Here is a 26386-nt window from a genome sequence, read left to right as displayed (position 1 = left end):
TGTCATTATGAAACGAATTGTTGGCATCGATATCGGAAACTCTACAACAGAAGCGGCCTTAGCCGAAATTCATAGCAATGGAGAGGTAAAGTTCTTATCTTCTGCTATTGCCAGCACCACTGGTATTAAAGGAACGCGCGAAAATATCGTGGGGCTCATGGATGCCCTCAAGTCGCTAATCAAGTCTGCTAATCTTACACTACGAGACATTGACTTAGTTCGCATTAATGAGGCTACACCAGTTATTGGCGATGTGGCTATGGAAACGATTACTGAAACCATAATTACAGAATCGACCATGATAGGTCACAATCCTAAAACACCAGGTGGTTTAGGCCTTGGCGTAGGCTATACGGTTCCTATTGAACAACTTATCGACAAGCCGCAAGATAAACCATACATCGTGGTAGCTCCTAAAATTATCGATTTTGAATTGGTAGCACAGCTTATCAATGCCTACTGTCAACGCGGTTATGATATTCGCGCTGCTATCCTTCAAGCCGATGATGGGGTACTCGTCAATAATCGACTAGATCATAAAATTCCTATCGTAGACGAGGTTGCGTATATCGATAAAATCCCAATGGAAATGCTTTCCGCGGTAGAGGTTGTAGAACCGGGGCAAGTGGTATCACAATTATCTAATCCTTATGGTATTGCCACTGTATTTGAGCTTTCACCAGAGGAAACAAAGAATATTGTACCAATTGCTAGGGCCCTCATCGGGAATCGCTCTGCAGTAGTTATTAAAACACCTGAAGGGGACGTTAAAGAACGGGTAATACCGGCAGGATCCATCATTGTTATGGGAAATGACCGAACTGTATCCGTCGATGTATCTGCAGGGGCAGAGAAAATAATGGAAACCCTTGAATCCGTTCATTCTATTGAGGATATCAGCGGGGAAGCAGGTACGAATGTAGGTGGCATGCTTGAAAAGGTTCGCCTCACAATGGCGCAATTGACGAATAAATCACCTCAAGATGTATATATTCAAGATTTACTAGCTGTAGATGTGGCTGTTCCTATTAATGTGAAAGGCGGTCTTGCAGGTGAGTTCTCTATGGAACAGGCTGTAGGCATTGCCTCTATGGTTAAGTCAGATCATCTACAAATGGAAATCATTGCAAAGCAGGTAGAAAAAGAACTAGGCGTTCCTGTTGAAATCGGCGGTGAAGAGGCTGAATCAGCTATCTTAGGCGCTTTGACTACACCAGGGATAGCAAAACCAATGGCCATACTCGATTTAGGAGCAGGCTCTACCGATGCATCTATCATCAATCAAGAAGGAAAAATTAAGGCCATTCATCTTGCGGGAGCAGGAAATATGGTAACAATGCTAATTAACTCCGAACTTGGTTTAGAGGATATGCATATTGCAGAAGCTATTAAACGAGATCCATTGGCTCAAGTACTCAGTGTATATCACATTCGTCACGAAGACGGAACGGTGCAGTTCTTTAATGAACCACTTTCTGCAGCATTGTTTGGTCGCGTTGTTATCGTTACGCCTGATGGGCTCGTTCCTGTAGAACGAGATATCCCTCTAGAAACAATTAAGCGTGTCCGTCAAACGGCAAAGAAACGGGTATTTGTAACAAATTCTCTCCGTGCTTTGGCATCTGTTAGTCCTACTCATAATGTGCGAGATATACCATTCGTAGTTATCGTAGGTGGCTCTGCATTAGACTTTGAAATTCCTCAACTCGTAACCGATGCACTTTCACAATATGCATTAGTAGCAGGTCGAGGCAATATTCGAGGCGTTGAAGGGGCACGAAATGCGGTAGCAACAGGCTTGGTATTATCCTATGCACAGAAGGGAGGCCTATGATGGACCAAAGTATCATCAGCAAGCCAACTATTTTGCTGTATGCTACACAGCATATCAGTGAGGATGTACTAAAACCCGTTCTACATGGTATTGAAGAGGAAGGTCTACCAGTTGTCATTGAGTCCCATAGTGGTACGCATATGGCATTGGCCGATCTGGCATCTCGTAATTCCGCTTTATCTGTAGGTATAGGCGTTGATGAACAGGCTATTGTATTGACCTATAAAAATATACCAGCCCATCAATTTATCTACCGACTTAGTGGTTACAGTCAATATCCAGATAGCTTACGCACCTTAGGTGTCAATGCAGCTCGCCTTGTAAAAGGAAATCCTTTCGTTTCTGATGAACGATTGGAAGAGGCCTTTTAAATACAACTAACTTGAGAGGTGGTGCATATGGCTATTTATACGAAAACCGGTGATGCAGGTACAACGGCCCTTTTTGATGGCACACGGGTACCTAAAAATTCACTTCGTGTGAACACATATGGAACCTTTGATGAATTAAATGCACAGGTTAGTGTATGTGAGAAATTAGTCGTCTCACCAGACAATAAACATGTGCTTCACACATTACAACATCAGCTCTTCCGCTTATGTGCGGAGGTAGCAACGCCTCATGTAGAAAATCTTAGTGAAAGTAGCAATTTGATTTCACAACAAGATATAAGCGATTTGGAACGTTTGATCGATGACTATACAAAGCGATTGCCGCAGCAACATAGCTTTATATTAAGCGGAAATTATCTATCTGCTGCAGAGCTACATGTGGCTCGCACAGTCTGTCGTCGCGGTGAACGATTACTCATTAGTTTAGGTGAGGTAGAACCAATTCGCGATGAGGTTCGTAAATTTATTAATCGACTATCTGATGCTCTATATATCATGGCTCGCATGGAAGACTATGTACAATTTGTAGAAACAATTGTAGAACGCGTTGTAGAACGTGTGGCAACTAGTCCTGCGAAAATACGAACAGACAAGAATCAAGGCATAGGCAATATAGAGCATACTGCTGAAACTGGAGTTTATGATATGACAACTGGAACAGAGTTAGAACATATTATGACGAAGCTTTCTCAAGCGGCAATGGACTATGCTCAGTCCATAGGCGTACCTATCGTTGTATCTATAGTAGATGCAAACGGTGTATTAATGTATTTCCAACGTATGTCAGATGCATTGCTCATCAGTAACGACATCGCACAGGCAAAGGCGTATACCGCAGTGGCGCTTAAATCAGCAACTCATCAAATACATCCAAGCGCACAGCCTGATGGCGATCTATTCAACATAGAATCCATGGTAAACCGTAAAATTTGCACCTTTGGTGGAGGATATCCAATCATCATCAATGGCAAGATTGTGGGAGGACTTGGCATTAGCGGTGGTACCGTGGCACAGGATATGGACATTGCATCTCACGCATTACAATCTATGTAGATTTATGAGGTGAAAACAATGGACGTAACGCAAATGTATATTAGTGAGTTTGTTGGTACTGCCGTTCTAATTGCATTTGGTAATAGTACAAATGCATCAATTCTATTAAAGAAAACCATCGTTAGTATTTTTGGAACTAACTGGTTACACATTATCTTTGGATGGGCCTTTGCCGTAGCCTTTGGTGTATACGTAGGTATTACACTTGGTGGCCCTGGCCATTTGAATCCAGCAGTTACCTTTGCCCTTGCTGTAGCTGGTATATTCCCTTGGGATCAAGTCATTCCAATGTCTATAGCGCAAATTGCAGGTGGTTTTACAGGTGCTGCCATTGCTGCACTATTCTATTATCCACACTTTAAAGTAACAGGTCCTGACGAAGGGAACTGCGTAGGAATTTTTGCAACAGGTCCAGCAATCGATAATAAACCTTTCAATTTGATATCCGAAATTATAGCTACCTTTATGTTTATGCTAGCTATTCTCTGCTTAGGTAAGATGGCTGATGGATTGGCACCTATGGTCATCGGTATCTTAGTAGCATCTATTGGTATGTCCTTTGGTGCAACTACTGGGTATGCGTTAAATCCAGCACGTGACTTTGGTCCACGCTTAGCGTACTTTATTTTACCGATTCCTAATAAGGGAACAGCTAATTGGCAATATGCATGGGTACCATTTATTGGACCATTGATTGGTGCCGGATTAGCCGTATTATTCTTCAAACTAGTGGCACCTTAAATCGTGGACCATGAAGGATAAAGTTAATAATACGGAATCTAGTTGTAAATGTTGAATTAACAGTTTTGAATTAGGAGGAGATTATATGGCCTTTCAAGAGGTAATTGATGCGAAACAGCGCATCATACAAGAATTTGTACCCGGAAAGCAGGTTACGATAGCCCATGTTATTGCCAATCCTAAGCCAGATTTATTTAGAAAAATGGGGCTTGAGGAAAAAGGTCGCAATGCTATTGGGATTCTTACCATAACACCTGGCGAAGGGACCATTATTGCAGCCGATATTGCAAGTAAATCCGGTGATATCGAAATCGGGTTCATCGATAGATTTTCGGGGGCACTTCTCATAACTGGTGATGTATCTGCTGTTGAATCTGCATTGCGCAGTGTTATTGAAGGTCTGCACCGCATTTTAGGATTCTTCCCAACGGATTTAACAAGATCCTAATGAAAGGGTAAGTATGAGCACTGAAAAGAAAGAAAAGCATATCCTTCTAGTAGGGCGGAGCGGATGTGGTAAGACTACATTAGCAGATACGATTACCCATGGTTCGGCTACGTATCATAAGACACAAGCTATAACGCGCGTGGGAAACTTCATCGATACCCCAGGAGAATACATGGAAAATCCTAATTACTATCGAGGCATTATCTTGCACGCCTATGATGCGGATTTAGTGATTTTCATGATCCCAGCCGGTGATGAAACAACCATATTCCCACCAAGCTTTGGTAACTCCTTAAACCGCGAGGTTATAGGTGTTGTATCAAAGGTGGATACGGGTAAAGATATAGAGGCGCCTCGACGCAATCTTAAACTAGCAGGAGCCACTAAGATTTTTGAAATATCAGTTCACGATGAAGAGTCGTTAAAACAATTATGTAACTACATATACGGTTAGTTGAAAGAAGGTTTTTCCATGGACAAAGGTTTTGAAGAACAACTTAATCAATTTATTTTAAATAAGGCGATCATTCCAAAAAGCTTGGGTTTATGGGAACGATATTTCAAAAAAATGTGTCTTGCTTGGCAGGATATGAAACCTGAGATTCATACTCAGCATATTATTTTTTCTGCAGATAATGGCATTTCCGTAGATGGTTTAATCGGTTATAACTATGAGATTACTCGTAAACAGTCTCAGAATATGATTGATGGTAAAAGTGCAGTTGCTAATTATTGTATCTTTAACCATATTCCTTATGAAGTGGTAGATGTAGGTATTGCTTGCCCACAAGGTATTGGGGTCGATCGAAAGGTTGCTCAAGGCACAAAGAATATATTAGACGGTGCTGCTATGAGCGCTGGAGAATTTGATTTAGCGTACCAAGCGGGATATAACCGCGTTGTCTACTATGCAGAATCGGGAATTAATCTATTTTCCTTCGGAGAAATGGGTGTTGGTAACACGACTACGTCAGCAGCGGTCTTGAGTGGTCTTACAAAGCTAGACCCACGTATAACCGTAGGTCCTGGATCCGGTCCTGAAGACGAAGCGTACATGAATCAAAAACGTGAGTTTGTACGGACTGCGCTATCTCATCATAAGGGGCACTTAAATAGTCCAAAAGAAGTAATTAGCCGCGTAGGTGGCTTTGATATAGCCGCTATTACAGGCGCTATGGTAGCTTGTACAGACCTACATATTCCATTTGTAATCGATGGATATATTACAGCAGTTGCCATGGCTTGTGCTACTCAAATGAATGGAGAAGCTCCATTATACGGTATTCCATCTCATTATTCTCGCGAGGTAGGAATGGCCGCAGCATTGGCTTATGCAAATATTCGTCTTGATGAAGTTCCAATCCATGGACAAATGGCATTAGGTGAAGGTACAGGAGCTGTACTTATGGTACAGTTGCTTAAAACCGCTCACTTTGCCTTTATGAATATAGGGACTATGGTGGAACTATTAGAAAAATAAATTTGTAATCATTATTCTATATTTTGTAAAAGGAGAGAAAACAGATGACACAAGAAGCATTAGGTATGGTGGAAACTAAGGGTCTAGTAGGCGCTATTGAAGCAGCTGATGCAATGCTTAAAGCAGCTAATGTGGAACTCGTGGGCAATGAAAAAATTGGCTCTGGTCTCGTTACTGTTATGGTTCGTGGTGATGTAGGTGCTGTAAAAGCTGCTGTAGATGCAGGTGCAGCTGCTGCTGAACGCGTAGGCATTGTTATCTCTACTCATGTAATTCCAAGACCACATAAAGATGTAGAAGGTATTTTACCAACAAAGGGTGAATAATTATGGCCGATACTAAAAGTATGGTAGATGAGATTTTAAAACGCGTGTTGATGCGTATCGATGGTACTGACTTAAGTAAAGCAATAGGCGCAACAGGTAATGCATCATGTGCTTCGTCACCTGTAAGTTCACCTACTGTAAGTCAATTACAAACTTCTATGATTACTGAACATGTAGGTAGCACTACAACAGGCGATACAATTGGTCTCGTTATTGCCAATGTAGACAGTCAAGTATTGGAAGCTATGCAGCTCACTAAGTCATATCAATCCATCGGTATTTTAGGTTCACGTACAGGTGCAGGGCCACAAATCATGGCCGCTGACGAAGCTGTAAAAGCAACGAATACTGAGATTGTTAGCATTGAACTTGCCCGTGATATGAAAGGTGGCGCCGGTTCTGGTTCCCTTATCATATTTGGCGGCGATGATGTATCTGATGTAAGACGTTCTGTAGAAGTAGCATTGCGTGAATTAGAACGTACCTTCGGCGAGGTATATATGAACGAAGCTGGTCATGTGGAGGTTCAATATACAGCTCGCGCAGGAGAAGCATTAGTGACTGCCTTTGGAACACCAGAAGGTAAAGCCTTTGGCTTGATCGTTGGGGCCCCAGCAGCTATTGGTGTAGTTATGGCGGATACAGCAGTTAAATCAGCAAATGTAGATGTGGTAGATTATCAGTCTCCATCGAGCTCAGATATGTCAAATGAAGTTGTTTTACTAATGTCTGGTGATTCTGGCGCTGTTAAACAAGCTGTTAAAGCAGCACGTGATGTAGGTTTAGCATTATTAGAAACCATGGGAGAAAGACCTAAGAATAAAGGTAATGCTTACATTATTTAATGAAAGTTAGTTCAAAGAGCCATATATTCATTACATATCATTATCACGTCGCAATAGATGATACTTTCACAATGTGAATAGGAGGATTCATAATGGCAGAACTAAATGAACAAATGTTACGGGCTATCATTATGGATATAATAGATGAAGTAGGTATGCTCAAGGATGAGCCTGTTCAGGCGACCCCGAAAGAAGAACCTAAAATAGAATCTCAAGAACCAGAGTTAAAAGATTTGATTCGTCAAATGTTAGTAGATATGCAACGTAGCTAACGTTATAGGAATGCATGAATCCTGTGTGCGAATCATCAACAGAAATAGACGTCGGGAGGTGGCATAGTGAAAGATTCACTAGGGTTACTAGAAGTAGCTGGTTTACTGGGGGCTATCACCGCATCAGATGCAATGGTTAAAGCTGCAAATGTACGGTTGATAGGAATAGAAAAGGCGAGAGGCCTTGGCTGGATGACAGTAAAGGTTGCCGGTGATGTAGTAGCTGTGGAAGCGGCTGTTCAGACTGGTGTGGCTCTTACAAAAGGAATGAACCTGTATGTAGCTCATAAGGTAATTCCAAGACCTGCAGAAGGTTTAGTAGAATCCTTTAATGATGATTTTACAGATAAGCCTGCTAAGGTTTCTGATGAGACACAGTTAACTAAGGCGAGTGCTGGTGTTCAAGAAACTAAAAAAGTTATAGAAACTGAACCAGTCAAAGCTGAAGTTACAACTTCTAAAACAGAGAAACCCCAATTAGATGAAAAGGTTGTTGAAGTGTTAGATGAAATTGTATCTACTATCATAGAACCGAAAAGTTCTAAGTCCACAGGTACAAAGAAAACAACACCAAAGAAAAACTCTAAAAAGAAATAAAGTAGTAAAAATTAGTAAATAATAAAGGAGATTATCATGAATAACGCATTAGGCATGGTAGAAACAAAAGGTTTAGTAGGCGCAATTGAAGCGGCTGACGCAATGGTAAAAGCAGCTAACGTTACATTAGAAGGTACTGAAAAAATCGGTTCCGGTCTTGTAACTGTAATGGTTCGCGGTGATGTAGGCGCTGTAAAAGCAGCGGTTGATGCAGGCTGTGCAGCAGCACAAAAAGTGGGCGAAGTAGTATCTACTCATGTAATTCCACGCCCTCATAGCGACGTAGAATTAATCTTACCTAAGAAAGGATAATAGCTTATGGATTGGGAACAGATTCGTGCTATCGTACGAGAAGTGATCGAAGCCATATTCGAATCGTCCATTCCCGTAGGTGTGAGCAATAGACATGTCCATCTATGTCAGGCGGACTGGGATGTATTATTCCCGAATCAGGCTATTACTAAGAAAAGTGACTTAAAACAAACTGGAGAGTTTGCTTCAGAACAAACCGTTACTTTGGTGGGGCCTAAAGGGGTCATTCAAAATGTCCGCGTACTAGGTCCTCTTAGAAAACAGTCACAAGTGGAGGTATCGTTGACCGATGCTCGTACATTAGGCATAAAGCCTCCTATTGTGCTATCTGGTCATTTAGAATCAGCCGTAGAGATTACTCTATGTACTGAAAACGGGGAAATAACAAAACCTATTTGTATTGTTGCAAAGAGACATATTCACATGTCGCCGGATGATGCAAAACGGTTCCATGTAAACGACGGTGATAGCGTTAATGTTGAACTTCAAACGCCAGAACGCACCACTGTATTTGGTGATGTCATAGTTCGAGCCGTACCTGGTTTTGTCCTAGAACTCCATATTGATACAGATGAGGCAAATGCTGCCAATGTACAAGGTACAGTGATGGCGAGAATTGTACAGTAAAGTAGGTGATACGATGAAGGGTTTGAAAAAGGCAAATAATACATTGCAAGAGTTCTCTGATCTCGTAGAGTCCAAACAAGTGAGCTCTCATAATCAAAAGAATTTGCGTGTAGGTATTGACCTTGGTACATCATCTATTGTCTTATCCGTAGTTAACGACAAAGGTAAACCTATATATGGCGCCTTTGAATACAATGAATCTATTCGAGACGGCCTTGTAGTTGACTATGTGGGAGCTGTTACAATTACGCGAGCGTTAAAGGCTAAGGCAGAGGCAGCCTTAGGCACAGAACTTGTATATGCCGCAGCAGCTGTTCCACCTGGAACGATAGGCAAGAATAAAGATGTAGTAGGTCACGTTCTAGAAAGCGCCGGTTTTGAAGTAACTTGTATTTTAGACGAACCTACCGCTGCTGCTAATGTGCTAGGCATCACCGATGGCGCTGTTATCGACGTCGGTGGTGGTACTACAGGCATAAGCATTTTAAAGGATGGCCGAGTTGTATATACCGTAGATGAGCCTACAGGGGGTACCCATATGAACCTTGTTATTAGCGGGGCCTATGGAATCTCTATCCCTGAAGCGGAGGCTTATAAGCGGAATGAAGCAAATAAACGCGATGTATATGCAACCATACGGCCTGTTGTTGAAAAAATGGCAGCTATTTCTAAGCGTGCGTTACAAGAGGGTGGTTATGAAAAAGGGACTCCTATTGTTGTTGTAGGTGGTGCTTCTAATTTTGAGGAGTTTACAAAAACTTTCAGTCAATATATAGGATTACCCGTAGATAAGCCGCTATATCCAGAATTTGTAACGCCCTTAGGAATTGCCATGGGAAGTGAGCATTAATATGGATGCATTAGTTAAACTGGTGCTAGAACGCCTAGAAAAGCGGATGACATCCACTGCTACGTTTATGGTCACAGAATGCAATAGCTATGATGAACATATATTGTTGCAGAATCAACTCATTTCTTTTGCTGGTATAGATTATGCTCATATACGAGAGTTAATGAGCGATACATTGGTGCCTTGGGTAGCCTGTTTGCACCGTGCATTAGCTTATGACTGTGAGGTGACAATACGCCTCGCAGTCCCTGTAACCTCATTGATGAATCCATCAGTTATTCTAGATTGGCCTATCAAATTTCTAGATAAATTTGGTCGTCCTATATATGCCAGCCATCAAGGCTGGATAACGGTCTCTTTTGTAAGATCTTGTGAAAGTCAGTCTATTATCGTCATATATAGGGGGCAACGGTTTACCATGGCTGCTCGAGATGAAATTGAGCGCTTACGTATCACAATAATTGAAGGGAACGAGAAGTATGCAAGTCGGTAAAGTAGTGGGTAGTATCGTATCTACTCAAAAGCATGAATCTCTAAAGGGAATGAAACTGATGATGGTAGATATTCTCGATGGAGAACAAGAGTTGACGGGGCGCATAGAAATCGCCGTCGATACAGTATGTGCTGGTGAAGGTGAATATGTGCTTCTAACTCGAGGCTCATCGGCACGGCATATTTTCGAAGATGATAAAGGCACCGCAGTAGATTGTGCTATTGTGGGTATTATTGATAGTTTTGAAAAATAATTGTATAGGAAATAGCTGGTGCCAGAGTTAAACCTAGTTATTGTGTCACATCATGAATATATCCTTGATTGTGTACACTGTTAGTTGACATGGTCATTGCATCAGCAATGCAACCTATATGGAGGTTCATGGTGGAAAACAATACACAGTTGAAAGAAATGATCCGCTCCATGGTTATAGATCTATTACAGGGGCAAAAGCAAGAAGCAGCCTCATCACAACCTGTTAAACAAGCGCCTAGGGGACAAGTTGAACCAGGTGTATTTGATACAGTTGATGATGCAATTCAAGCAGCAAAAGCAGCGCAAGCGCGTTTTGAAGATTGCACCTTGGCAACTCGTGAAAAGGTAATAGCAGACATCCGTGCTACTATGCGTCCACGAGTACAAGAATTGGCTCAAAAAACTGTTGAAGAAACAGGGATGGGGCGTGTTGCAGATAAAGTATTAAAATTAAACCTTACACTCGATAAAACACCGGGTGTAGAAGATCTCGTTACCGAGTGTGAAACTGGTGATAATGGCATGACATTGTATGAACTGTCTGCTTATGGTGTCATCGGGGCTATTACACCAAGTACAAATCCAGCAGAAACGTTAATATGTAATACTATCGGCATGCTAGCAGCAGGGAATGCAGTATTCTTTAGTGTACATCCTGGTGCTAAGCATCTCAGTCGATTGCTAGTTAGTGAACTTAACCAAATCATTGCTAAATCGATTGGCATTGAAAACCTTATCGTTACACTTCGTGAACCATCTATTGAGTCTGCTCAAGAGATGATGCTACACCCAGATGTGAGCTTATTAGTTGTTACTGGTGGTCCTGGCGTAGTAAAACAAGCGCTTCAAAGCGGTAAAAAGGTTATCGGTGCAGGTGCTGGTAATCCACCCGCCTTTGTAGATGAAACGGCAGATATTAAAAAGGCCGCCCAAGATATCGTGCTCGGTGCTAGCCTAGATAATAATATCCTTTGTATCGCTGAAAAGAGCGTCGTTGCTATGCGCCAAATCGAGCCACAGCTAGTTCAAGAAATGGTAAAAGCAGGATGTGTCCTCATTGACAATCAACAAGATATTCAACGCCTCGTAGATTTAACAGTCTTACCAAATGGGACACCAAATAAAAAGTTCGTCGGTAAGAATGCAAGTGTCATTCTTGATGCGGCACATATTCCGTACAATGGTGATCCACGGTTGATTATCATGCGCACACCAAAAGACCATCCATTTGCAGTCATTGAAATGTTAATGCCTATTCTACCTGTTGTAACGGTAGATAGCTTTGATGAAGGACTCGATGTATGCTTGATGTTAGAAGCAGGCTTACATCATACGGCAACAATGCATTCCTTAAATATGGAACGCCTCAATCGGATGGCCCGTAAAATGAAAACTTCCATTTTTGTTAAGAATGGCCCATCCTATGCCGGTCTTGGCTTTAGCGGTGAAGGTACGACAACCTTTACAATCGCTACACCTACTGGGGAATCCACTACATCGGCTCGCTGCTTTGCACGCCGTCGTAGATGTTGTTTAACAACAGGATTTAATATTCGATAGGTGGTGAGTATATGAATAAATGGACTTTTCCAACCCAAATTTATTCGGGTACAGATTCGTTGAATCGTCTTACAGAATTTAATAATGAATCTATCCTTATCATATGTGATCCATTTTTAAAAGACTCACCAAGCCTTACGTATGTGATGGGGTTAATGGATAGTAAAAATAAGGTGACTACATATACAGATGTAGTACCCGACCCACCCATAACTCATGTAGTAAAAGGCATTGAATTTATGGAAGCTATTAAACCGACTGTTATCATCGCTATTGGTGGTGGATCCTGCATCGATATGAGCAAAGGGATAGCTTATTTCGGTCGTAAGTTAAAGCATATGGATATTAAATTATTCATCGCCATTCCTACTACAAGTGGAACAGGCTCTGAAGTAACTTCCTTTGCTGTTCTTACAGATAGTGAAACACAAATTAAGTATCCTCTTGTAGATGATGCGGTATTACCTGATGAAGCTTTATTAACGCCATTATTTGTAAAAACATCTCCACCTAGTGTTACTGCATTTAGTGGTATGGATGTACTCGTTCATGCTCTAGAAGCCTATGTGGCGACTGCTGCAAATAACTTCACCGATGCATTGGCACAACAGGCGATCGAGCTTGTCTTTACATTCTTACCAAAATGTCATAAGCCAACAGCTACAGAGCAAGACCGCATGTCTATGCACGAAGCATCATGTCTTGCAGGGCTTTCCTTTAATAAGGCTGGCTTAGGTATCGTTCATGCCATGGCTCATCAGTTGGGAGGACAATTCCATGTGCCTCATGGGCTAGCTAATAGCATGCTCTTGCCGTATGTAATTGCATTTAACTGCTCTCATAATCAAGAGGTAGCAAAGAAATATGCAGCATTATCTGCGAAATTAGGCTTTGCATCACATAAAGCATCTGAAAGTGACAAATTAGGAGCCCTGTTAGAAGCGATTATAAAGTTACAACGTACTTTGGAATGTCCTATGACACTAACAGAGTTTGGAGTAGACAAAGCTACATCCGGTGAAAAACTTACGCTCATGGCTAGCAGAGCATTAGAAGATATGTGCTATCGCTTTAATCCATACCCAGCAAATCAGGATGATCTTATTAGTTTGTATGAAAATGTTATGTAATTTATATAGAGTAAATAAATAAATTACAAAAAATATAATCAGTAATGTAGAAAAAAGAGACTTTAATGGTTTCATTGAAGTCTCTTTTTTATTAGGCATGATTACTTATTTATTTGTATATGATCGCTTGATAGAAAGGAAAACATTGTATCTGTTGGATTTAACGATGTATGTATCTATCTCTTTATATATTACTGTAGTGATGTGCTATTAGATATACTTTTTTTCATTTTAGAATGATATAATATTTTTTACATCCTATAACAATCTAGAGTCGTTATTCAAATTTAGTCATATTCTATATAACTCATTGGAATATAGAATAACATAGATTTTATCTACATTTGTTGTATAATAAAGATAGGATATTTAAAAATTTAGATATTTTGGTGAAAGTATTATATCCTTATCTATTTTAATTTTTTATTTTAGATGCTTAGTACAGTATATATGTTGTACATATTACATGTGAGACTTTCACAAAAATAAGTATGGTCACTTAGGTGGTCATACAGTCGTTAAAAAGAGAGGTATTTATGCAGCACATGCTACGCATGGGGATTGACGTGGGGTCTACAACGGTTAAAGTTGTATTATTGGACGAACACGATAATTATTTGTATAAAAAGTACATACGCCATTATGCAAACATATTGGACACAGTATATACCTTGTTACAAGAGGCTCAAGTTGGTCATGAAGACGCTCTTGTTCATGTATGTATTACTGGTTCTGGTGGGATGGCTATGGCCGAAAAGGTGCGCATCCCATTCGTACAAGAGGTTATTGCTGAAACGCGAGCTGTGAAAGCCCTCTATCCAGAGACAGACGTTATCATCGAACTTGGTGGTGAAGATGCGAAGGTTACGTATTTAGGTCAAACTGCAGAACATCGTATGAATGGCTCCTGTGCTGGTGGTACGGGCGCTTTTATCGACCAAATGGCGACTTTATTGCAGACAGATGCATCTGGCCTTAACCAATTAGCCATGAATGCTGATACGATTTATCCAATTGCGGCACGCTGTGGCGTATTTGCTAAAACAGACGTACAAGCTTTGTTAAACCAAGGTGCATCTCATGAAAATATTGCAAAATCTGTATTCCAAGCAATTGTAAATCAAACGATTGCTGGCCTTGCATGCGGTCATAAAATCGAAGGTAATGTAGCGTTCCTTGGCGGTCCGTTGACATTCTTGTCTGAATTACGCCAATGCTTCTGTGATACCTTAGAGCTAGATGAAGCGCATCGCATTATCCCTGAAAATGGTGAATTATTCATCGCTTTAGGGGCGGCATTGATGAAAGATGAGTGCCGTGAGATTACGGTTGGTCAATTGACAAAGGAAATCGGTGCACTTATTGGTATTCCTATGGAAGCTACAGACCGTGTGGATCCGCTGTTTAAAAATGAACAAGAATTAGAAGAGTTCCGAGCTCGTCACGCTAAGGCGGTAACGCCAAAGGCGAATATCGAGGATGCTCAAGGTCCTTGTTACCTTGGTATTGATGCTGGCTCTACTACTCTTAAGGTAGTTCTTATCAATAGCAACAAGGAAATTATCTTCTCTCACTATGGTCCTAACCATGGTAAACCGTTAGAAAAATCTCGTGAAATCATCGAGAAAATATATGAATTATTGCCAAAAGGCGCCTATATTGCACACTCTGGCGTAACTGGCTACGGTGAGGCCTTTCTTAAACGCGCCCTCGGCATCGATATTGGTGAAGTAGAAACGATGGCTCACTATCGTGCGGCCCGATTCTTCTGCCCTGATGTATCCTTTATTTTGGATATTGGCGGTCAAGATATGAAATGCTGTAAGGTTCGTGATGGGTACATCGAAGATATCGTGTTGAACGAAGCTTGCTCCTCTGGTTGCGGCTCTTTTATTGATACATTTGCATCTGGTCTACGCATTCCTATCGATCAATTCGCAAAAGAAGGATTATTGGCACCTATGCCAATCGACTTAGGATCTCGTTGTACTGTATTTATGAACTCTAAGGTTAAGCAGGCTCAAAAAGAAGGTGCTACGGTACAAGATATCGCAGCAGGTCTTGCTTATTCTGTAATTAAAAATGCCCTTTATAAGGTTCTTAAGGTGAAAGACCCTAAAGAATTAGGCGATCATATCGTTGTTCAAGGTGGTACGTTCTATAATGAATCTGTTTTGCGTGCCTTTGAGAAATTGATGGGCGTAGAGGTGATTCGCCCTGATGTATCTGGCTTGATGGGTGCATACGGTATGGCTCTTCTTGCAGCGGAAACGGCGGAAGAGTTACAAAAGGGTGAAAGTACATTGCTAGATAGTGAAGGCCTTAATTCTTTACAAGTATCTACGACAATGCGCAATTGTGGCCTTTGCCCAAATAACTGCATGCTTACTATCAATGCTTTCTCCGATGGTCGTACGTACGTAACGGGCAACCGTTGTGATCGCGGTGCTGGCGATATGATCCAAGAGAAACGTAAGCCAGTTCCTAACTTGGTAGATGTAAAATTACGTCGTTACTTTGATTACTACTTGAAGAAAAACATTCCAGAGTTTGAAGGTAAAATGCGTGTAGGTATTCCTCGCGTTCTCAACATGTATGAGGACTTCCCATTCTGGTTTACATTCTTCAATAGCTTGGGTTATGAAGTAATCCTTTCAGATTATACGACTAAGGATCAATACAATAAGGCTATCGATACGATTCCATCCGATACGGCTTGCTATCCAGCAAAAGCTGTTCATGGTCACATTCGCGACTTAGCGAATGCACAGGTAGACTTTATTTGGTACCCTTGTATTCAACATGGCCCTAAGGAATTTAGCCGCGACAATAATTACCATTGTCCAATGGTTATTTCCTATCCAGAACTTATCAAAAATAATATGCAAGAGGTATTGGGCGATACTCCATTCCACGCACCATTCTTGCCGTTAGCTGATAAAAAATCCCTTGTTCCGGCCCTTGTGAAAGCATTGGATTTTTTAAACTTAAAGAAGAAGGATATTGCTAAGGCTGTAGACCTCGCTTGGGAAGAGCAGGAAAACTGTAAAGCGTCTTACCGTGAAACGACAAAGAAAACTGTGTCTCGCCTCGTGGCAGAACAAATTCCGACAATCGTATTGGCTGGCCGTCCATATCATTTGGACTCCGGTATTAACCACGGTATTCCTGAACTTATCACATCTCTTGGTATGGCTGTTCTTACAGAAGATGGCGTTGCACCATTAGGCAATGAAATCAAGCATTTACGTGTTGTAGACCAATGGTCCTACCATAGTCGCCTATATCGTGCCGCTGAATTTGTAAGTAGAACTGAAGGATTCCAAATTGTAGAGCTTAACTCCTTTGGTTGTGGACTGGATTCTATCGTAGCAGATCAGGTAAAAGATATACTTTCAGCAAACCACAAAATCCATACCTTGCTCAAAATCGATGAAGGTACAAACCTTGGAGCCGTGACAATCCGTTTGCGATCCTTGCAATCTGTAATGGAACGTAGTTTGCGTCGTCATCATAATCCTGAGGCGCCGGAAGAGGTAGTGGTAGAGAAATTACCAACTTACGATTACAATCGCGTTGTCTTTACAGAAGAAATGCGTAAGACTTATAAAATCTTGGTACCACAAATGTCACCATTGCATTTTAGCCTCTTAGAGCCAGTTCTCAAAAATGAAGGATATGACTTTGAAATGTTGCCAGCGCCTACGCGTGACGATATCGAAGTGGGTTTAAAATACATTAATAATGATGCATGTTACCCAGCGATTATCGTTGTAGGGCAGCTCATGTCCGCACTATTATCCGGTAAATATGATGTAGATAAGACGGCTGTTATCATCTCTCAAACTGGTGGTGGTTGTCGTGCTACAAACTACATCGGTTACTTACGTAAAGCATTGATTGATGCTGGTATGAAACAAGTACCTATTCTATCTCTTAATGCGAGTGATATGGAACGCCAACCAGGCTTTAAGTTGACAAAAGGTTTCTTACATCGCATGATTCAAGCTGTTGTATACGGTGATGCGCTCATGCAATGTGTTCTTGCCACACGGCCATACGAGACAAATCCTGGTTCTACCGATGCATTATGTGATTATTGGATTAAAAAATTACGTGATAATATTACATCTGCCAGTCTTCGACAATATAATAAGTACATCAAAGAAATCATTCATGACTTTGATAACTTGCCAGTCAACAAGGATGTACAGAAACCTCGTGTTGGCGTTGTAGGGGAAATTTACGTTAAATTCCATCCAAGTGCTAACAATCATATTAATGAGCTCATTGAAAAGGAAGGCGGCGAAGTCGTTACATCTGGCTTGCTAGATTTCTTCTTGTATTGTGCAATGGATAGCACATACCGTGCTAAGCACCTTGATGGTACATGGCTATCTGGCTTCTTCGGTACATTGGCTCGTGAAGCCCTTGAACTCTACCGCTTGCCATATGCAAAAGCCGTAGCAGCGTCAAAACACTTTGACCCGTTACAACGTATGACAGAAGTAGCGAAAGAAGCAGCTCAATTCATCGGACTTGGTAACCAATGTGGTGAAGGCTGGTTCCTCACAGGCGATATGATTGACCTCATCGAAAAAGGGGCTAAACAAATCGTATGCTTACAACCATTTGGATGTTTACCAAACCACGTAACAGGTAAAGGCATGGTAAAAACACTATCCGCTGCCTACCCAGACGTGCGAATCGCAGCTATCGACTACGATCCAGGATCCAGTGCGGTTAACCAAGCAAACCGATTGAAACTACTACTATCGACAATGTTTGAATAAGGGTGCTCTGTTATATTTTCAATGGGGCTCCGTGACAACTACATAACACTAGTATAGAAAAAACACAGCCCTCTCTTGGCTCAGTACGGCGCTACACTTCGTAAAATCGCTGCAGAGAGGGCTGTGTTCTTTTCTATATACACCTGTTATGAAGCGGTCCCATTGAAAATATAACTAGTGCAGTGGGGAGAAGTTGGGATGGAATTTAGTGAATAAGCGATAAGGTCCCTTACATTTTATAATGGGGCCCGAATACAACTGCATATTACTAGTATAGAAAAAATACAGCCCTCTCTTGGCTCAGTACGTCACTACGTTCCGTAAAATCGCTGCAGAGAGGGCTGTATTCTTTTCTATATACGCTAATTATGAAGATGTCCCATTGAAAATATAACTGGATAGAGGAGGGGGAAGAAATGTGGAGATGTGCCTATGGCACATCTCCTTTCTCCTACAATCAGTTGTGTAGGTGGTTTTCGTTATTATGCCTAGGTGTTTGTAGAGTTAAAGAATTAATCTATTTTGAAATATGCTTGTAAAGCCCAACAATGGGACGCCTCTATAGATAATGTTAATATAAATACGATACCCCTTTCCGAAGCGATTTTACGAAGTACTGAGCAAGGAAAGGGGTATCTTATTTATATACTAATATTATTTTGTTGTAGTCGGGCCCCATTGTGGGGCTTATACAAATGTGTAAAAGAGATTAATCTTTTTCTACCAAACCATATAGGCACAATAAGGAAAGCACTGCACATACTAGCATTGTAATCCCCATGGGAATCCCCGTATATTCCCCACCAATACCAACTAATGGAGATACGATTCCTGCAGAGAACATGCTAGCAAAGCCAAGTACTGCAGAGGCACTTCCAGCCATTTTACCGTATTTAGCCATTGCCATAGAGAAAGAGGCAGAGCCAAATAGGGATACTGTACATACGGTAAAGAATAGAATGGCCGTTACAGGAATAAGTGGCCATTCGAAAAGCATAGCTATTAAGAATAGCAAGGAGCCGATTGTTAGTTGCCAGAGGGCAAATGTTAGTAATTGTCGAACTGTGATTACATTACTTAATCTAGCGCTTATGGCACTAGCTAAGATAATACCACAGCTATTGATACCAAAGAGATAGCTAAATTCTTGTGCAGATAGTTGGAAGATGTTTTGGTATACAAAGGATGAACCTGAGATATACGCAAAGAATCCACCAAAAGCAAAGAATTGGATTAGTGTTTGCCCAAGGAATCGCTTATCTTTAATAAGCGTAATGTAGTTCTTTGTAGCAGTTGCAACGCCACCTGTAACGCGTTTTTCTTTAGGTAAGCTTTCACGGAAGAGAAGAGATCCCACTAATAGAATAGCAGAAAATATTGCTAAAATAACGAAGATAACGCGCCATGTAGTGAATAGTAATAATTGACCTCCGATGAGCGGAGCGATTACTGGCGCCAAACCGTTAACCATCATGAGCAATGCAAAGAGTTTAGTCAATTCTTGACCAAATGCAAAATCTCGAGCGATGGCCTTAGCAATTACAACGCCCACAGATCCTGTTAAACCTTGTAGAAAGCGTCCTAGTAAAAGTATTTCAATGCTTGGTGCATAAGCACAGATTATGCTAGAGATAACGCAAAGTAAGTTGCCTGTTATAAGAGGCAACTTGCGGCCCATAGTATCACTAATAGGACCTCCAAATAATTGACCTAATGCAACACCAAAAGTCATCACACCAATGGTCATTTGAATATTTGATGCAGATGTATTTAGTTCACTAGGCATAATTGGTAATGCTGGTAAATATAAATCTGTTGCAAGTGGTGTGATGGCTGTCAACAGACCAAGGAATACTACTAAGATGAAAGAGACCTTAGCAGAATTTTCTTGAGTCATAAAACCCTCCTATACTAAAGTGAGAAAAATAAAAGTCTGCGAATCGCACTTCGCAGACTGCATTTAATTTTTTCTATTTGATACGATGTATTTTACCATGATTGAGAAAAAATATCTATATGAAATATTGACTTTGCTATATCTCTATTTATAGATTACAATTAGTATATTAATTATATCTAAAAATATCAATGTGTTTATTGGCGATGGGAGAATTATATGAAATATTTACTAAAAGGTTTTGTGTTAGCTGCAATAGTAGTAATCGGGACAGCTACGATTTCATCTGTAGAAGCAATTAGTTCTGATGAGGCTGTTCAAAGCGCCTTAGCACGTGTGCCGGGTGCAACAGTTGCAAATGTAACTGAATTCAATCGTGATTATGAGAATGGCCGTTTAGAGTATGAAGGTGAAATACATTATAACGGTTATGAATATGATTTTGAAATTGATACAGATACTGGGACCTTTACTAAATGGGAAGTAGAGCAAGCGGCTTATTAATAGATTGTTACAATTATTTATAGCAAATTAGTGAACTCTAAACTGTATTATCATTAAGCCATGTTATATGTAGTATTCTCATATGTGGCAACAAAAAAAGAACAGCTCGTGAAGAGCTGTTCTTTTTTTGTTACCAGTTCTTAGAAGAAAAAGTGGTGAATTTCATGGATGAAATGTTGACCGAAGAAGGAAATACAACCGTGCATTACGATGAATACAATGAAGTATTTGAAGGCACTGTTCATGATAACGCTTGCTTCGATTTCATGTTCTAGTTTATGAGCTTCTTCAGCACTGATTTCTTTGTGGTTTTCTAGGTATGCTTTTAAAGCAGGTCCTACGGCACCAATAGAAATCGCGATGGATTGTGGGGACAACATTTTGCCGATACCAGCTGCACCGGAGTTAACTGCTGCCAACCAGAAGCCAAGGTCTTCGAAGTTTGTAGGATCTAAACCTTGAGCTGCAGCGATTTGAAGTGGACCAAACAATACGTTGGAGTTTGTACCAGAACCAGTTAAGAATGCACCCAACGCACCCACGATAGGAGCGAATAGAGGATACAATGTACCTGTACCAGCAACCATTGCTTTTGCAATGTCTGCAGTCATACCAGAGTAAGTCATCAATTTAGCTGTCATAACAACTGTGATGATTGTAAGGTATGTGAATTTCAAGTTTTTAACTGTGCTACCCAATGTACCGAAGATTTCGCCAGCTTTTGCTTTTTGGATGAAACCACCAACAATACCAGCGATAAAAATCATAATACCAGGAGTTGCAATCCATACGAATGTGTAAGGTTTTGCACCAGCACCTTGATAAATAGGTACAGATGTTTTAATGGACGCAAGAGGACCATTAATTGCAGGGAACAATTTAGAAGTTAATAACAATAATACGAAGATTAAGATGAATGGCATTGCAGCTACAAGGCCTTCGCCACCAGAAACTTTAGGGACTTCGCCAGTTTGTTTAACTGCGTATTTAGGATCATTAGGAGGCATGATTTTTGCACAACCAATGATAACTGCCATGATAACGATGGATGCAGAAATTACGGATAATTCTGGACCCATTACAGCGTTGATTACAGTTTCAGGAACTGCTAATGCTAAACCAGAAAGCAATGTTACAAGGAATACGCCTTTTAACGCTTTAATACCGCCACCAATAATCATAACAACAAAGAATGGAGCGATAAGGTTAAGCAAGAACAATTGTACGGAAATGAATGTACCTAAATGGCTTGGATCAAGGTTTGTTAAGGATGCCAATGTAGTTGTTGGAATCCCGATAGAACCAAATGTTGTTGGTACGGAGTTTGCAACGAGACATGCGATGATAGATTTAAGTGGGTCAAAACCTACGGCAACCATCATAGCTGCAGGAATTGCAACGGCAGTACCGAAGCCAGCCATACCTTCCATGAAGGCACCAAAGCCCCATGCAAGTAGTAATGCAAGTACACGAGTATCAGATGTTACAGAAGAAAGCATGGTTTTAATAGTTTCCATTGCTTTCGTATGTACTACCAAGTTATAAACGAAGATAGCAGCTGTAATAACTAATAGGATTGGCCAGATTGCCAATGCGGCACCTTCAAGGGCACCAGTGACCATAATAAATGGGTCAGCTTGGAATGCTGTAATAGCGATAATGAAAGAACCAATCGCAGCAACACTTGTTGCTTGCCATGCAGGTAATTTCAAGATGGATAACGCTACAATCAACCAAATGATTGGAGATAGCGCTAATAGAACGGTGATAGCACTCATTTCTAAGATCATCCTTTCAAGTAAAACAAAAATATATGCTCAACAGGACGACGTAGTTTAATCAATTTAATTGATGAATAAATCGCTATGATGTTAATTTGTAAAAGTTCAGTTAAAATAAAAGCTTACAATAAAATAACAGATATACTTATCATAAAAATTGATATAGTACATAAAATTTTTTAACCTCATAGCCTATGAGGTTAAAAACATAAGAGAGGGGACATAAACAGTGTTTATGTCCCCTTCTGTACTAACTACAAGTCCTTGTTAGGGCCATTACTAAGTTTAGGTATTAGTAGTTACCTTTGAACATTGTAGCAGGAGCTTCTGGTACATAATCGCCGAAGTAGGATTTGAAGTCTAGACCTAATTCATTGCAAAGGTCTTGAACTTCAAGCATTGTACCGTTAAGTACAGGGATGCCTTCAGCTTTAACTTTTTCAACGGATTCATGTTCTTTTTCGCCATGAGTATAGATACGATCTTGACCTTGAGCTTTAGGTGCTTCACGTAATTCTTGTAAGAATTGGGAGAAGTGTTTTTTGATTTCCGCAGGGTCACCGAAGAATTCAGGGTTGATAGCCATGAAGCCATGACAGATGTTGGATTTACCACCAACCATACATTTGTTGGAAGTACCACCTTGGGACAAGATAGAGGAGAACAACTCAGCAATCATGCCGTTACCATAACCTTTGTGACCGCCAAGAACTTCTGTAGCACCACCTAAAGGAAGGATACCGCCACCTTCATGACGGGAGATGTTGCCCAATACTTCAGCTGCATCAGTGGAAGGAACGCCGTCTTTATTAACAGCCCAGCCATCTGGAGTAGCTTTGCCCATTTTGTTGTACATTTCAAGTTTACCACGAGTTACTACTGTAGTGGAGCAATCGAAGAAGAAGTCAACTGGATCAGCTGGTACAGTCCAAGCGATAGGGTTAGAACCAAGCATAGCTTTACGAGCATATGTAGGAACCATGATTGCTTCGGAGTTTGTACAAGAGAAACCGATTAAGCCTTGGTCGGATGCCATTTTAGCATAGTAACCAGCGATACCGTAGTGGTTGGAGTTACGTACAGATACGATACCAACACCGGATTTTTTAGCTTTTTCGATAGCCATTTCCATAGCTTTATGACCCAATAATTGACCCATGCCGTCATGACCGTCGATAACTGCAGAAATTGGAGTTTCTTTTACGATTTCAGGTTTAGCGTCGATTTTAATCAAGCCATTAGTGATACCTTTATGGTAACGAACCATACGTTGCATACCATGGCTTTGAATACCGAACAAGTCAGAAGTCAAAAGTACGTCTTGGATGATGTCAGCTTCTTTTTCGGAGAAACCAAATTTTTGGAAAGCGTCCATGCTCAATTTTTTTAGTGTTTCATAAGGGAATAACACAGTGTTTTTTGCGTCTGCCATCGTTAAAACCTCTTTTCAGAAAATATGTACCTGATATAGCTACTTCACATTAGATAACCATGAATTCAAAATGATTTCTTGTGAGTTCTATATCCTCTCAAATGACACTGTCAGTATAGCACAGAAACAAGTGAGATTGAATAGTCTTACAGTCTGAACGACATTACTAAATACGCATACGTACCGGTGATTTTTGTCACATAATCTATACGACACTATTAAAATGTCTGATTATACCTAAAACTATATGGTTATGACTTTTAGTAATGATTACATGATTTTTTTGAAGAATTTTGGTATTTTTATAGAACTTATTAGTATATCTGTTTAGGCATTGGACAAGAATGATAATGGATAGATATCGATAAAACTTGAAATGTTTAACTACATATATCAAAATAAATGATGAGGTCATAAATGTAATGTGATAATTGAATGCATTGATATACATAAAATAATCATTTCTAAAACCTTTTTAATTCAGAATATGTGCAAAAGGTTATACTTATACGAGTCATACTATAATATAATATAAATATACATCCTATAGTTTATACAATTTATAAGCGAGGTGCTTATCATGAAAGAATATAAATCTGTATGCCCTTACGATTGTCCTGATGCATGCGGACTCATTGTATCAGTCGATAATAATAAAGTAATATCTGTTCGAGGGGATAGAGCACATGCTTTCACAAGAGGTACACTATGCCCTAAGATGGCACATTATGAAAAAGTAATCCATTCTCCGTTGCGCTTGAAGTACCCTATGAAGCGTGTCGGTAAAAAGGGAATTGGTGAAGCTCAGTACACTCGTATTAGTTGGGATGAAGCCCTTGATGCAATTGTCAATAATTTCAAAGAAACTATTGATACTTATGGCAGTGAAAGTATTTTGCGTTACTCTTATGCAGGAACAATGGGGGTTATTCAGAGTCCTGCAGCAGATTATTTTTTTCGCCGTATTGGTGCTACAGACCAAGATCGAGGTATTTGCTCTCCTGCTAAACAAGCGGGGTTCCGGTCCGTTTATGGTGAAACATTAGGTATTAAACCACAAGAGGCGCAACATAGCGACTGTATCGTCTTGTGGGGGATAAATGCGACAGCTACAGATGTTCATATTTTACACGATGTGAACATAGCAAAAAAGAATGGTGCCCGCGTTTGGATTATCGATACTCATAAAACCTATACTTTTAGCCAAGCTCATGAGCATATTTACGTTAAACCAGGTAGTGATGGAGCGCTAGCATTAGGTATGCTCCATATCATTCATCGTGACGGTTTGGCGGATACAGATTTTATTAAGGAACATGTCCAAGGCTACGATGAGCTGGTAAAAGAGGTGTTGCTTAATTTTACGCCGGAGAAAGCATCTGATATTTGTGGTGTTTCCGTGGATCGTATGACTGAGTTCGCTCATGCATACGCTACATCAAAAGCGCCGTTTATCCGTCTCGGCAGTGGTTTGTCTCGATATGGTAATGGTGCTATGACATGCCGTGCTATTAATGCCTTGCCTGCTGTGGTTGGAGCATGGCAATATCCTGGGGGGGGATTGTTGTCGAGTGCTAGTGGTAGTAAATTTATTGGCAAAGATATGATGCAACAGGCTCATGTTCATGCGCCAGCTAAACGATTGATGCCTATGATTAAACTTGGGGAGATGCTTACAAATCCCGAAAGAGTTGGGGTCCATAGCTTATATGTGTTTTCCTCAAATCCTGCTATTACAGCACCTAATCAAAATGTGGTTCGTAAAGGTTTGATGCGTAATGACTTATTCACAATTGTGCATGAGCGTTTTTTTACGGATACCTGTAAATATGCGGATATTATTTTGCCGGCCACAACATCTGTAGAGCATGATGATATTTATAATTCTTATGGTCATTACACAATTGGTACGGGTTACAAATTGATTGATCCAGTTGGGGAGTCTCGTTCCAATTGGCAAGTTATCGCCGAGTTAGCAAAACGTATGGGGTTGGAGGATGCATTTTTTAACCTTAGTGAAAGAGAGCTTATTGAACAAATTGTGCACACTTCGAGTCGTATATCCAAGAGGGACCAAGAGTTGATTTTAAACGGTGAGCCTGTGGAGATGACGGTACCTGAAAATTATAAGATGGATTTCAAAACACCGTCTGGAAAAATTGAATTATATAATCCGCAAGATGTAGAACCATTAATTCGGTATATGCCTCCATATGGTGACAATGCACCGTTTTGGCTCATAATCGGTAATGATATTCGAATTTTGGACTCTAGCTTCTGCGAATTAGACTTTAATGATCCTGAGTTGATGAAACTTCGCATCCATCCAGAAGATGCAAAAATGTATAACATAAACGATGGTGCTGAGGTAGAAATCTATAACGATCGTGGCAGTGTAAAAATTAAAGTATACTACGATGATGAAGTACAGAGAGGGACATTGGTAACACTAGGTGTATGGTGGCAATCTCAATCGAGTGATCCTCACGTGGCAATTAATGCGCTTACCGCAGCTCGTCCCACAGATCAAGGGTGGGGTAGTACCTTCTATGATGTGCAAGTTCATATAAGAAACCTTTCATAGATAATAGTTTATTACCATATCATGAACGAATATGTATAAGATGTGTGATGTCACATGCTTTTACAGCTATATTTAAAAATTAAATCCTTTTACTTATGGGAATAACATTATACGGATATAGAATAGTGAGGATATTTTTCTTGTATACCTTAGCTCCTTTAGATTATAATGGTAATATTA

General features: G+C 40.4%; 24 protein-coding genes. 21 read left to right on the top strand and 3 right to left on the bottom strand.

Annotated features, from left to right (window positions below; translation table 11 throughout):
• The first annotated feature begins 7 nt into the window (after positions 1-7).
• From E7A03_RS06760 to E7A03_RS06670, 19 genes are all read left to right on the top strand, one after another.
• The gene (locus tag E7A03_RS06760; RefSeq protein WP_119562571.1) at positions 8-1834 is read left to right on the top strand and encodes a diol dehydratase reactivase subunit alpha; all 1827 of its coding nucleotides are present in this window, start codon (positions 8-10) and stop codon (positions 1832-1834) included.
• Positions 1834-2205, top strand: coding sequence for a glycerol dehydratase reactivase beta/small subunit family protein (locus E7A03_RS06755; RefSeq protein WP_316073898.1), 372 nt, complete (start codon positions 1834-1836; stop codon positions 2203-2205). Before E7A03_RS06760 ends, E7A03_RS06755 begins: the two co-directional genes overlap by 1 nt.
• A gap of 27 nt (positions 2206-2232) precedes the next feature.
• Positions 2233-3279 (top strand): cob(I)yrinic acid a,c-diamide adenosyltransferase, encoded by a 1047-nt coding sequence (locus tag E7A03_RS06750; protein WP_119562569.1) that lies wholly within the window; start codon positions 2233-2235, stop codon positions 3277-3279.
• 18 nt (positions 3280-3297) lie between these two features.
• Positions 3298-4020: an MIP/aquaporin family protein gene (locus E7A03_RS06745; protein ID WP_278457246.1), complete on the top strand. Its 723-nt coding sequence runs from the start codon at positions 3298-3300 to the stop codon at positions 4018-4020.
• Between the two features lie 85 nt (positions 4021-4105).
• On the top strand, positions 4106-4468 hold the full coding sequence (locus E7A03_RS06740) for a BMC domain-containing protein (RefSeq protein WP_316059603.1): 363 nt from the start codon (positions 4106-4108) through the stop codon (positions 4466-4468).
• Between the two features lie 13 nt (positions 4469-4481).
• A complete protein-coding gene (locus tag E7A03_RS06735) occupies positions 4482-4922 on the top strand; it encodes a EutP/PduV family microcompartment system protein (protein WP_278457245.1) in 441 nt (146 codons plus the stop codon).
• Between the two features lie 18 nt (positions 4923-4940).
• Positions 4941-5948 carry a nicotinate-nucleotide--dimethylbenzimidazole phosphoribosyltransferase gene (locus E7A03_RS06730; protein ID WP_287509360.1) on the top strand — a complete coding sequence of 336 codons (1008 nt, stop codon included), beginning with the start codon at positions 4941-4943 and terminating at the stop codon, positions 5946-5948.
• Between the two features lie 44 nt (positions 5949-5992).
• The gene (pduA, locus tag E7A03_RS06725; protein WP_005385289.1) at positions 5993-6274 is read left to right on the top strand and encodes a propanediol utilization microcompartment protein PduA; all 282 of its coding nucleotides are present in this window, start codon (positions 5993-5995) and stop codon (positions 6272-6274) included.
• Between the two features lie 2 nt (positions 6275-6276).
• Positions 6277-7119, top strand: a complete 843-nt coding sequence (gene pduB / locus E7A03_RS06720; RefSeq protein ID WP_278457243.1) for a propanediol utilization microcompartment protein PduB — start codon at positions 6277-6279, stop codon at positions 7117-7119.
• A 92-nt stretch (positions 7120-7211) separates the two neighbouring features.
• Positions 7212-7391, top strand: a complete 180-nt coding sequence (locus tag E7A03_RS06715) for a hypothetical protein (RefSeq protein WP_215675849.1) — start codon at positions 7212-7214, stop codon at positions 7389-7391.
• 66 nt (positions 7392-7457) lie between these two features.
• Positions 7458-7988, top strand: a complete 531-nt coding sequence (locus tag E7A03_RS06710; protein WP_278457242.1) for a BMC domain-containing protein — start codon at positions 7458-7460, stop codon at positions 7986-7988.
• 36 nt (positions 7989-8024) lie between these two features.
• A complete protein-coding gene (gene pduA / locus E7A03_RS06705; protein WP_005385294.1) occupies positions 8025-8300 on the top strand; it encodes a propanediol utilization microcompartment protein PduA in 276 nt (91 codons plus the stop codon).
• A 6-nt stretch (positions 8301-8306) separates the two neighbouring features.
• Positions 8307-8927 (top strand): phosphate propanoyltransferase, encoded by a 621-nt coding sequence (pduL, locus tag E7A03_RS06700; protein ID WP_278457240.1) that lies wholly within the window; start codon positions 8307-8309, stop codon positions 8925-8927.
• 13 nt (positions 8928-8940) lie between these two features.
• Entirely contained in the window at positions 8941-9777 is an 837-nt protein-coding gene (gene eutJ / locus E7A03_RS06695) for an ethanolamine utilization protein EutJ (RefSeq protein ID WP_105089781.1), read from the top strand.
• Position 9778: 1 nt separating this feature from the next.
• The gene (pduM, locus tag E7A03_RS06690) at positions 9779-10270 is read left to right on the top strand and encodes a PduM family microcompartment protein (protein WP_215675838.1); all 492 of its coding nucleotides are present in this window, start codon (positions 9779-9781) and stop codon (positions 10268-10270) included.
• On the top strand, positions 10257-10523 hold the full coding sequence (locus tag E7A03_RS06685) for a EutN/CcmL family microcompartment protein (protein WP_024066335.1): 267 nt from the start codon (positions 10257-10259) through the stop codon (positions 10521-10523). The genes pduM and E7A03_RS06685 overlap by 14 nt, the downstream gene beginning before the upstream one ends.
• Positions 10524-10651: 128 nt before the next feature.
• Positions 10652-12085 carry an aldehyde dehydrogenase family protein gene (locus E7A03_RS06680; protein ID WP_215675836.1) on the top strand — a complete coding sequence of 478 codons (1434 nt, stop codon included), beginning with the start codon at positions 10652-10654 and terminating at the stop codon, positions 12083-12085.
• Positions 12086-12096: 11 nt separating this feature from the next.
• A complete protein-coding gene (locus tag E7A03_RS06675; protein WP_024062162.1) occupies positions 12097-13215 on the top strand; it encodes a 1-propanol dehydrogenase PduQ in 1119 nt (372 codons plus the stop codon).
• 536 nt (positions 13216-13751) lie between these two features.
• Entirely contained in the window at positions 13752-18008 is a 4257-nt protein-coding gene (locus E7A03_RS06670) for an acyl-CoA dehydratase activase-related protein (RefSeq protein ID WP_278457238.1), read from the top strand.
• A 709-nt stretch (positions 18009-18717) separates the two neighbouring features.
• On the opposite strand, the gene E7A03_RS06665 is transcribed toward E7A03_RS06670, so the two are convergent.
• Positions 18718-19905, bottom strand: coding sequence for a multidrug effflux MFS transporter (locus E7A03_RS06665; RefSeq protein ID WP_004698123.1), 1188 nt, complete (start codon positions 19903-19905; stop codon positions 18718-18720).
• 219 nt (positions 19906-20124) lie between these two features.
• Between E7A03_RS06665 and E7A03_RS06660 the strand changes: the two genes are divergently transcribed.
• Entirely contained in the window at positions 20125-20409 is a 285-nt protein-coding gene (locus tag E7A03_RS06660) for a PepSY domain-containing protein (protein WP_155085932.1), read from the top strand.
• A gap of 140 nt (positions 20410-20549) precedes the next feature.
• Here E7A03_RS06660 and E7A03_RS06655 read toward each other — a convergent pair whose 3' ends face one another.
• Together E7A03_RS06655 and E7A03_RS06650 are read right to left on the bottom strand one after the other, a co-directional pair.
• Positions 20550-22187 carry an L-lactate permease gene (locus E7A03_RS06655; RefSeq protein ID WP_008602367.1) on the bottom strand — a complete coding sequence of 546 codons (1638 nt, stop codon included), beginning with the start codon at positions 22185-22187 and terminating at the stop codon, positions 20550-20552.
• Positions 22188-22482: 295 nt separating this feature from the next.
• Positions 22483-23622 carry an Ldh family oxidoreductase gene (locus tag E7A03_RS06650; RefSeq protein WP_004698291.1) on the bottom strand — a complete coding sequence of 380 codons (1140 nt, stop codon included), beginning with the start codon at positions 23620-23622 and terminating at the stop codon, positions 22483-22485.
• 580 nt (positions 23623-24202) lie between these two features.
• Between E7A03_RS06650 and E7A03_RS06645 the strand changes: the two genes are divergently transcribed.
• Complete coding sequence (locus E7A03_RS06645; RefSeq protein WP_316073893.1) at positions 24203-26206, top strand: molybdopterin-containing oxidoreductase family protein; 2004 nt, start codon at positions 24203-24205, stop codon at positions 26204-26206.
• Positions 26207-26386: the final 180 nt, after the last annotated feature.

This window comes from Veillonella parvula, from assembly GCF_032472435.1.
Taxonomy (GTDB): Bacteria; Bacillota; Negativicutes; order Veillonellales; family Veillonellaceae; genus Veillonella; species Veillonella parvula_N.
This window is presented reverse-complemented; position numbering and strand designations above follow the sequence as displayed.

Excerpts from the sequence above, each read along its gene's own strand:
- E7A03_RS06755 (WP_316073898.1), top strand. The coding sequence starts at position 1,834 with ATGGACCAAAGTATCATCAGCAAGCCAACTATTTTGCTGTATGCTACA.
- E7A03_RS06730 (WP_287509360.1), top strand. The coding sequence starts at position 4,941 with ATGGACAAAGGTTTTGAAGAACAACTTAATCAATTTATTTTAAATAAG.
- E7A03_RS06685 (WP_024066335.1), top strand. The coding sequence starts at position 10,257 with ATGCAAGTCGGTAAAGTAGTGGGTAGTATCGTATCTACTCAAAAGCAT.
- pduA (WP_005385294.1), top strand. The coding sequence starts at position 8,025 with ATGAATAACGCATTAGGCATGGTAGAAACAAAAGGTTTAGTAGGCGCA.
- pduL (WP_278457240.1), top strand. The coding sequence starts at position 8,307 with ATGGATTGGGAACAGATTCGTGCTATCGTACGAGAAGTGATCGAAGCC.
- E7A03_RS06645 (WP_316073893.1), top strand. The coding sequence starts at position 24,203 with ATGAAAGAATATAAATCTGTATGCCCTTACGATTGTCCTGATGCATGC.
- E7A03_RS06680 (WP_215675836.1), top strand. The coding sequence starts at position 10,652 with ATGGTGGAAAACAATACACAGTTGAAAGAAATGATCCGCTCCATGGTT.
- E7A03_RS06660 (WP_155085932.1), top strand. The coding sequence starts at position 20,125 with ATGAAATATTTACTAAAAGGTTTTGTGTTAGCTGCAATAGTAGTAATC.
- E7A03_RS06745 (WP_278457246.1), top strand. The coding sequence starts at position 3,298 with ATGGACGTAACGCAAATGTATATTAGTGAGTTTGTTGGTACTGCCGTT.
- E7A03_RS06670 (WP_278457238.1), top strand. The coding sequence starts at position 13,752 with ATGCAGCACATGCTACGCATGGGGATTGACGTGGGGTCTACAACGGTT.
- pduA (WP_005385289.1), top strand. The coding sequence starts at position 5,993 with ATGACACAAGAAGCATTAGGTATGGTGGAAACTAAGGGTCTAGTAGGC.
- pduM (WP_215675838.1), top strand. The coding sequence starts at position 9,779 with ATGGATGCATTAGTTAAACTGGTGCTAGAACGCCTAGAAAAGCGGATG.
- E7A03_RS06655 (WP_008602367.1), bottom strand. The coding sequence starts at position 22,187 with ATGAGTGCTATCACCGTTCTATTAGCGCTATCTCCAATCATTTGGTTG.
- E7A03_RS06665 (WP_004698123.1), bottom strand. The coding sequence starts at position 19,905 with ATGACTCAAGAAAATTCTGCTAAGGTCTCTTTCATCTTAGTAGTATTC.
- E7A03_RS06675 (WP_024062162.1), top strand. The coding sequence starts at position 12,097 with ATGAATAAATGGACTTTTCCAACCCAAATTTATTCGGGTACAGATTCG.
- E7A03_RS06740 (WP_316059603.1), top strand. The coding sequence starts at position 4,106 with ATGGCCTTTCAAGAGGTAATTGATGCGAAACAGCGCATCATACAAGAA.
- E7A03_RS06760 (WP_119562571.1), top strand. The coding sequence starts at position 8 with ATGAAACGAATTGTTGGCATCGATATCGGAAACTCTACAACAGAAGCG.
- pduB (WP_278457243.1), top strand. The coding sequence starts at position 6,277 with ATGGCCGATACTAAAAGTATGGTAGATGAGATTTTAAAACGCGTGTTG.
- E7A03_RS06715 (WP_215675849.1), top strand. The coding sequence starts at position 7,212 with ATGGCAGAACTAAATGAACAAATGTTACGGGCTATCATTATGGATATA.
- E7A03_RS06735 (WP_278457245.1), top strand. The coding sequence starts at position 4,482 with ATGAGCACTGAAAAGAAAGAAAAGCATATCCTTCTAGTAGGGCGGAGC.
- E7A03_RS06650 (WP_004698291.1), bottom strand. The coding sequence starts at position 23,622 with ATGGCAGACGCAAAAAACACTGTGTTATTCCCTTATGAAACACTAAAA.
- E7A03_RS06750 (WP_119562569.1), top strand. The coding sequence starts at position 2,233 with ATGGCTATTTATACGAAAACCGGTGATGCAGGTACAACGGCCCTTTTT.
- eutJ (WP_105089781.1), top strand. The coding sequence starts at position 8,941 with ATGAAGGGTTTGAAAAAGGCAAATAATACATTGCAAGAGTTCTCTGAT.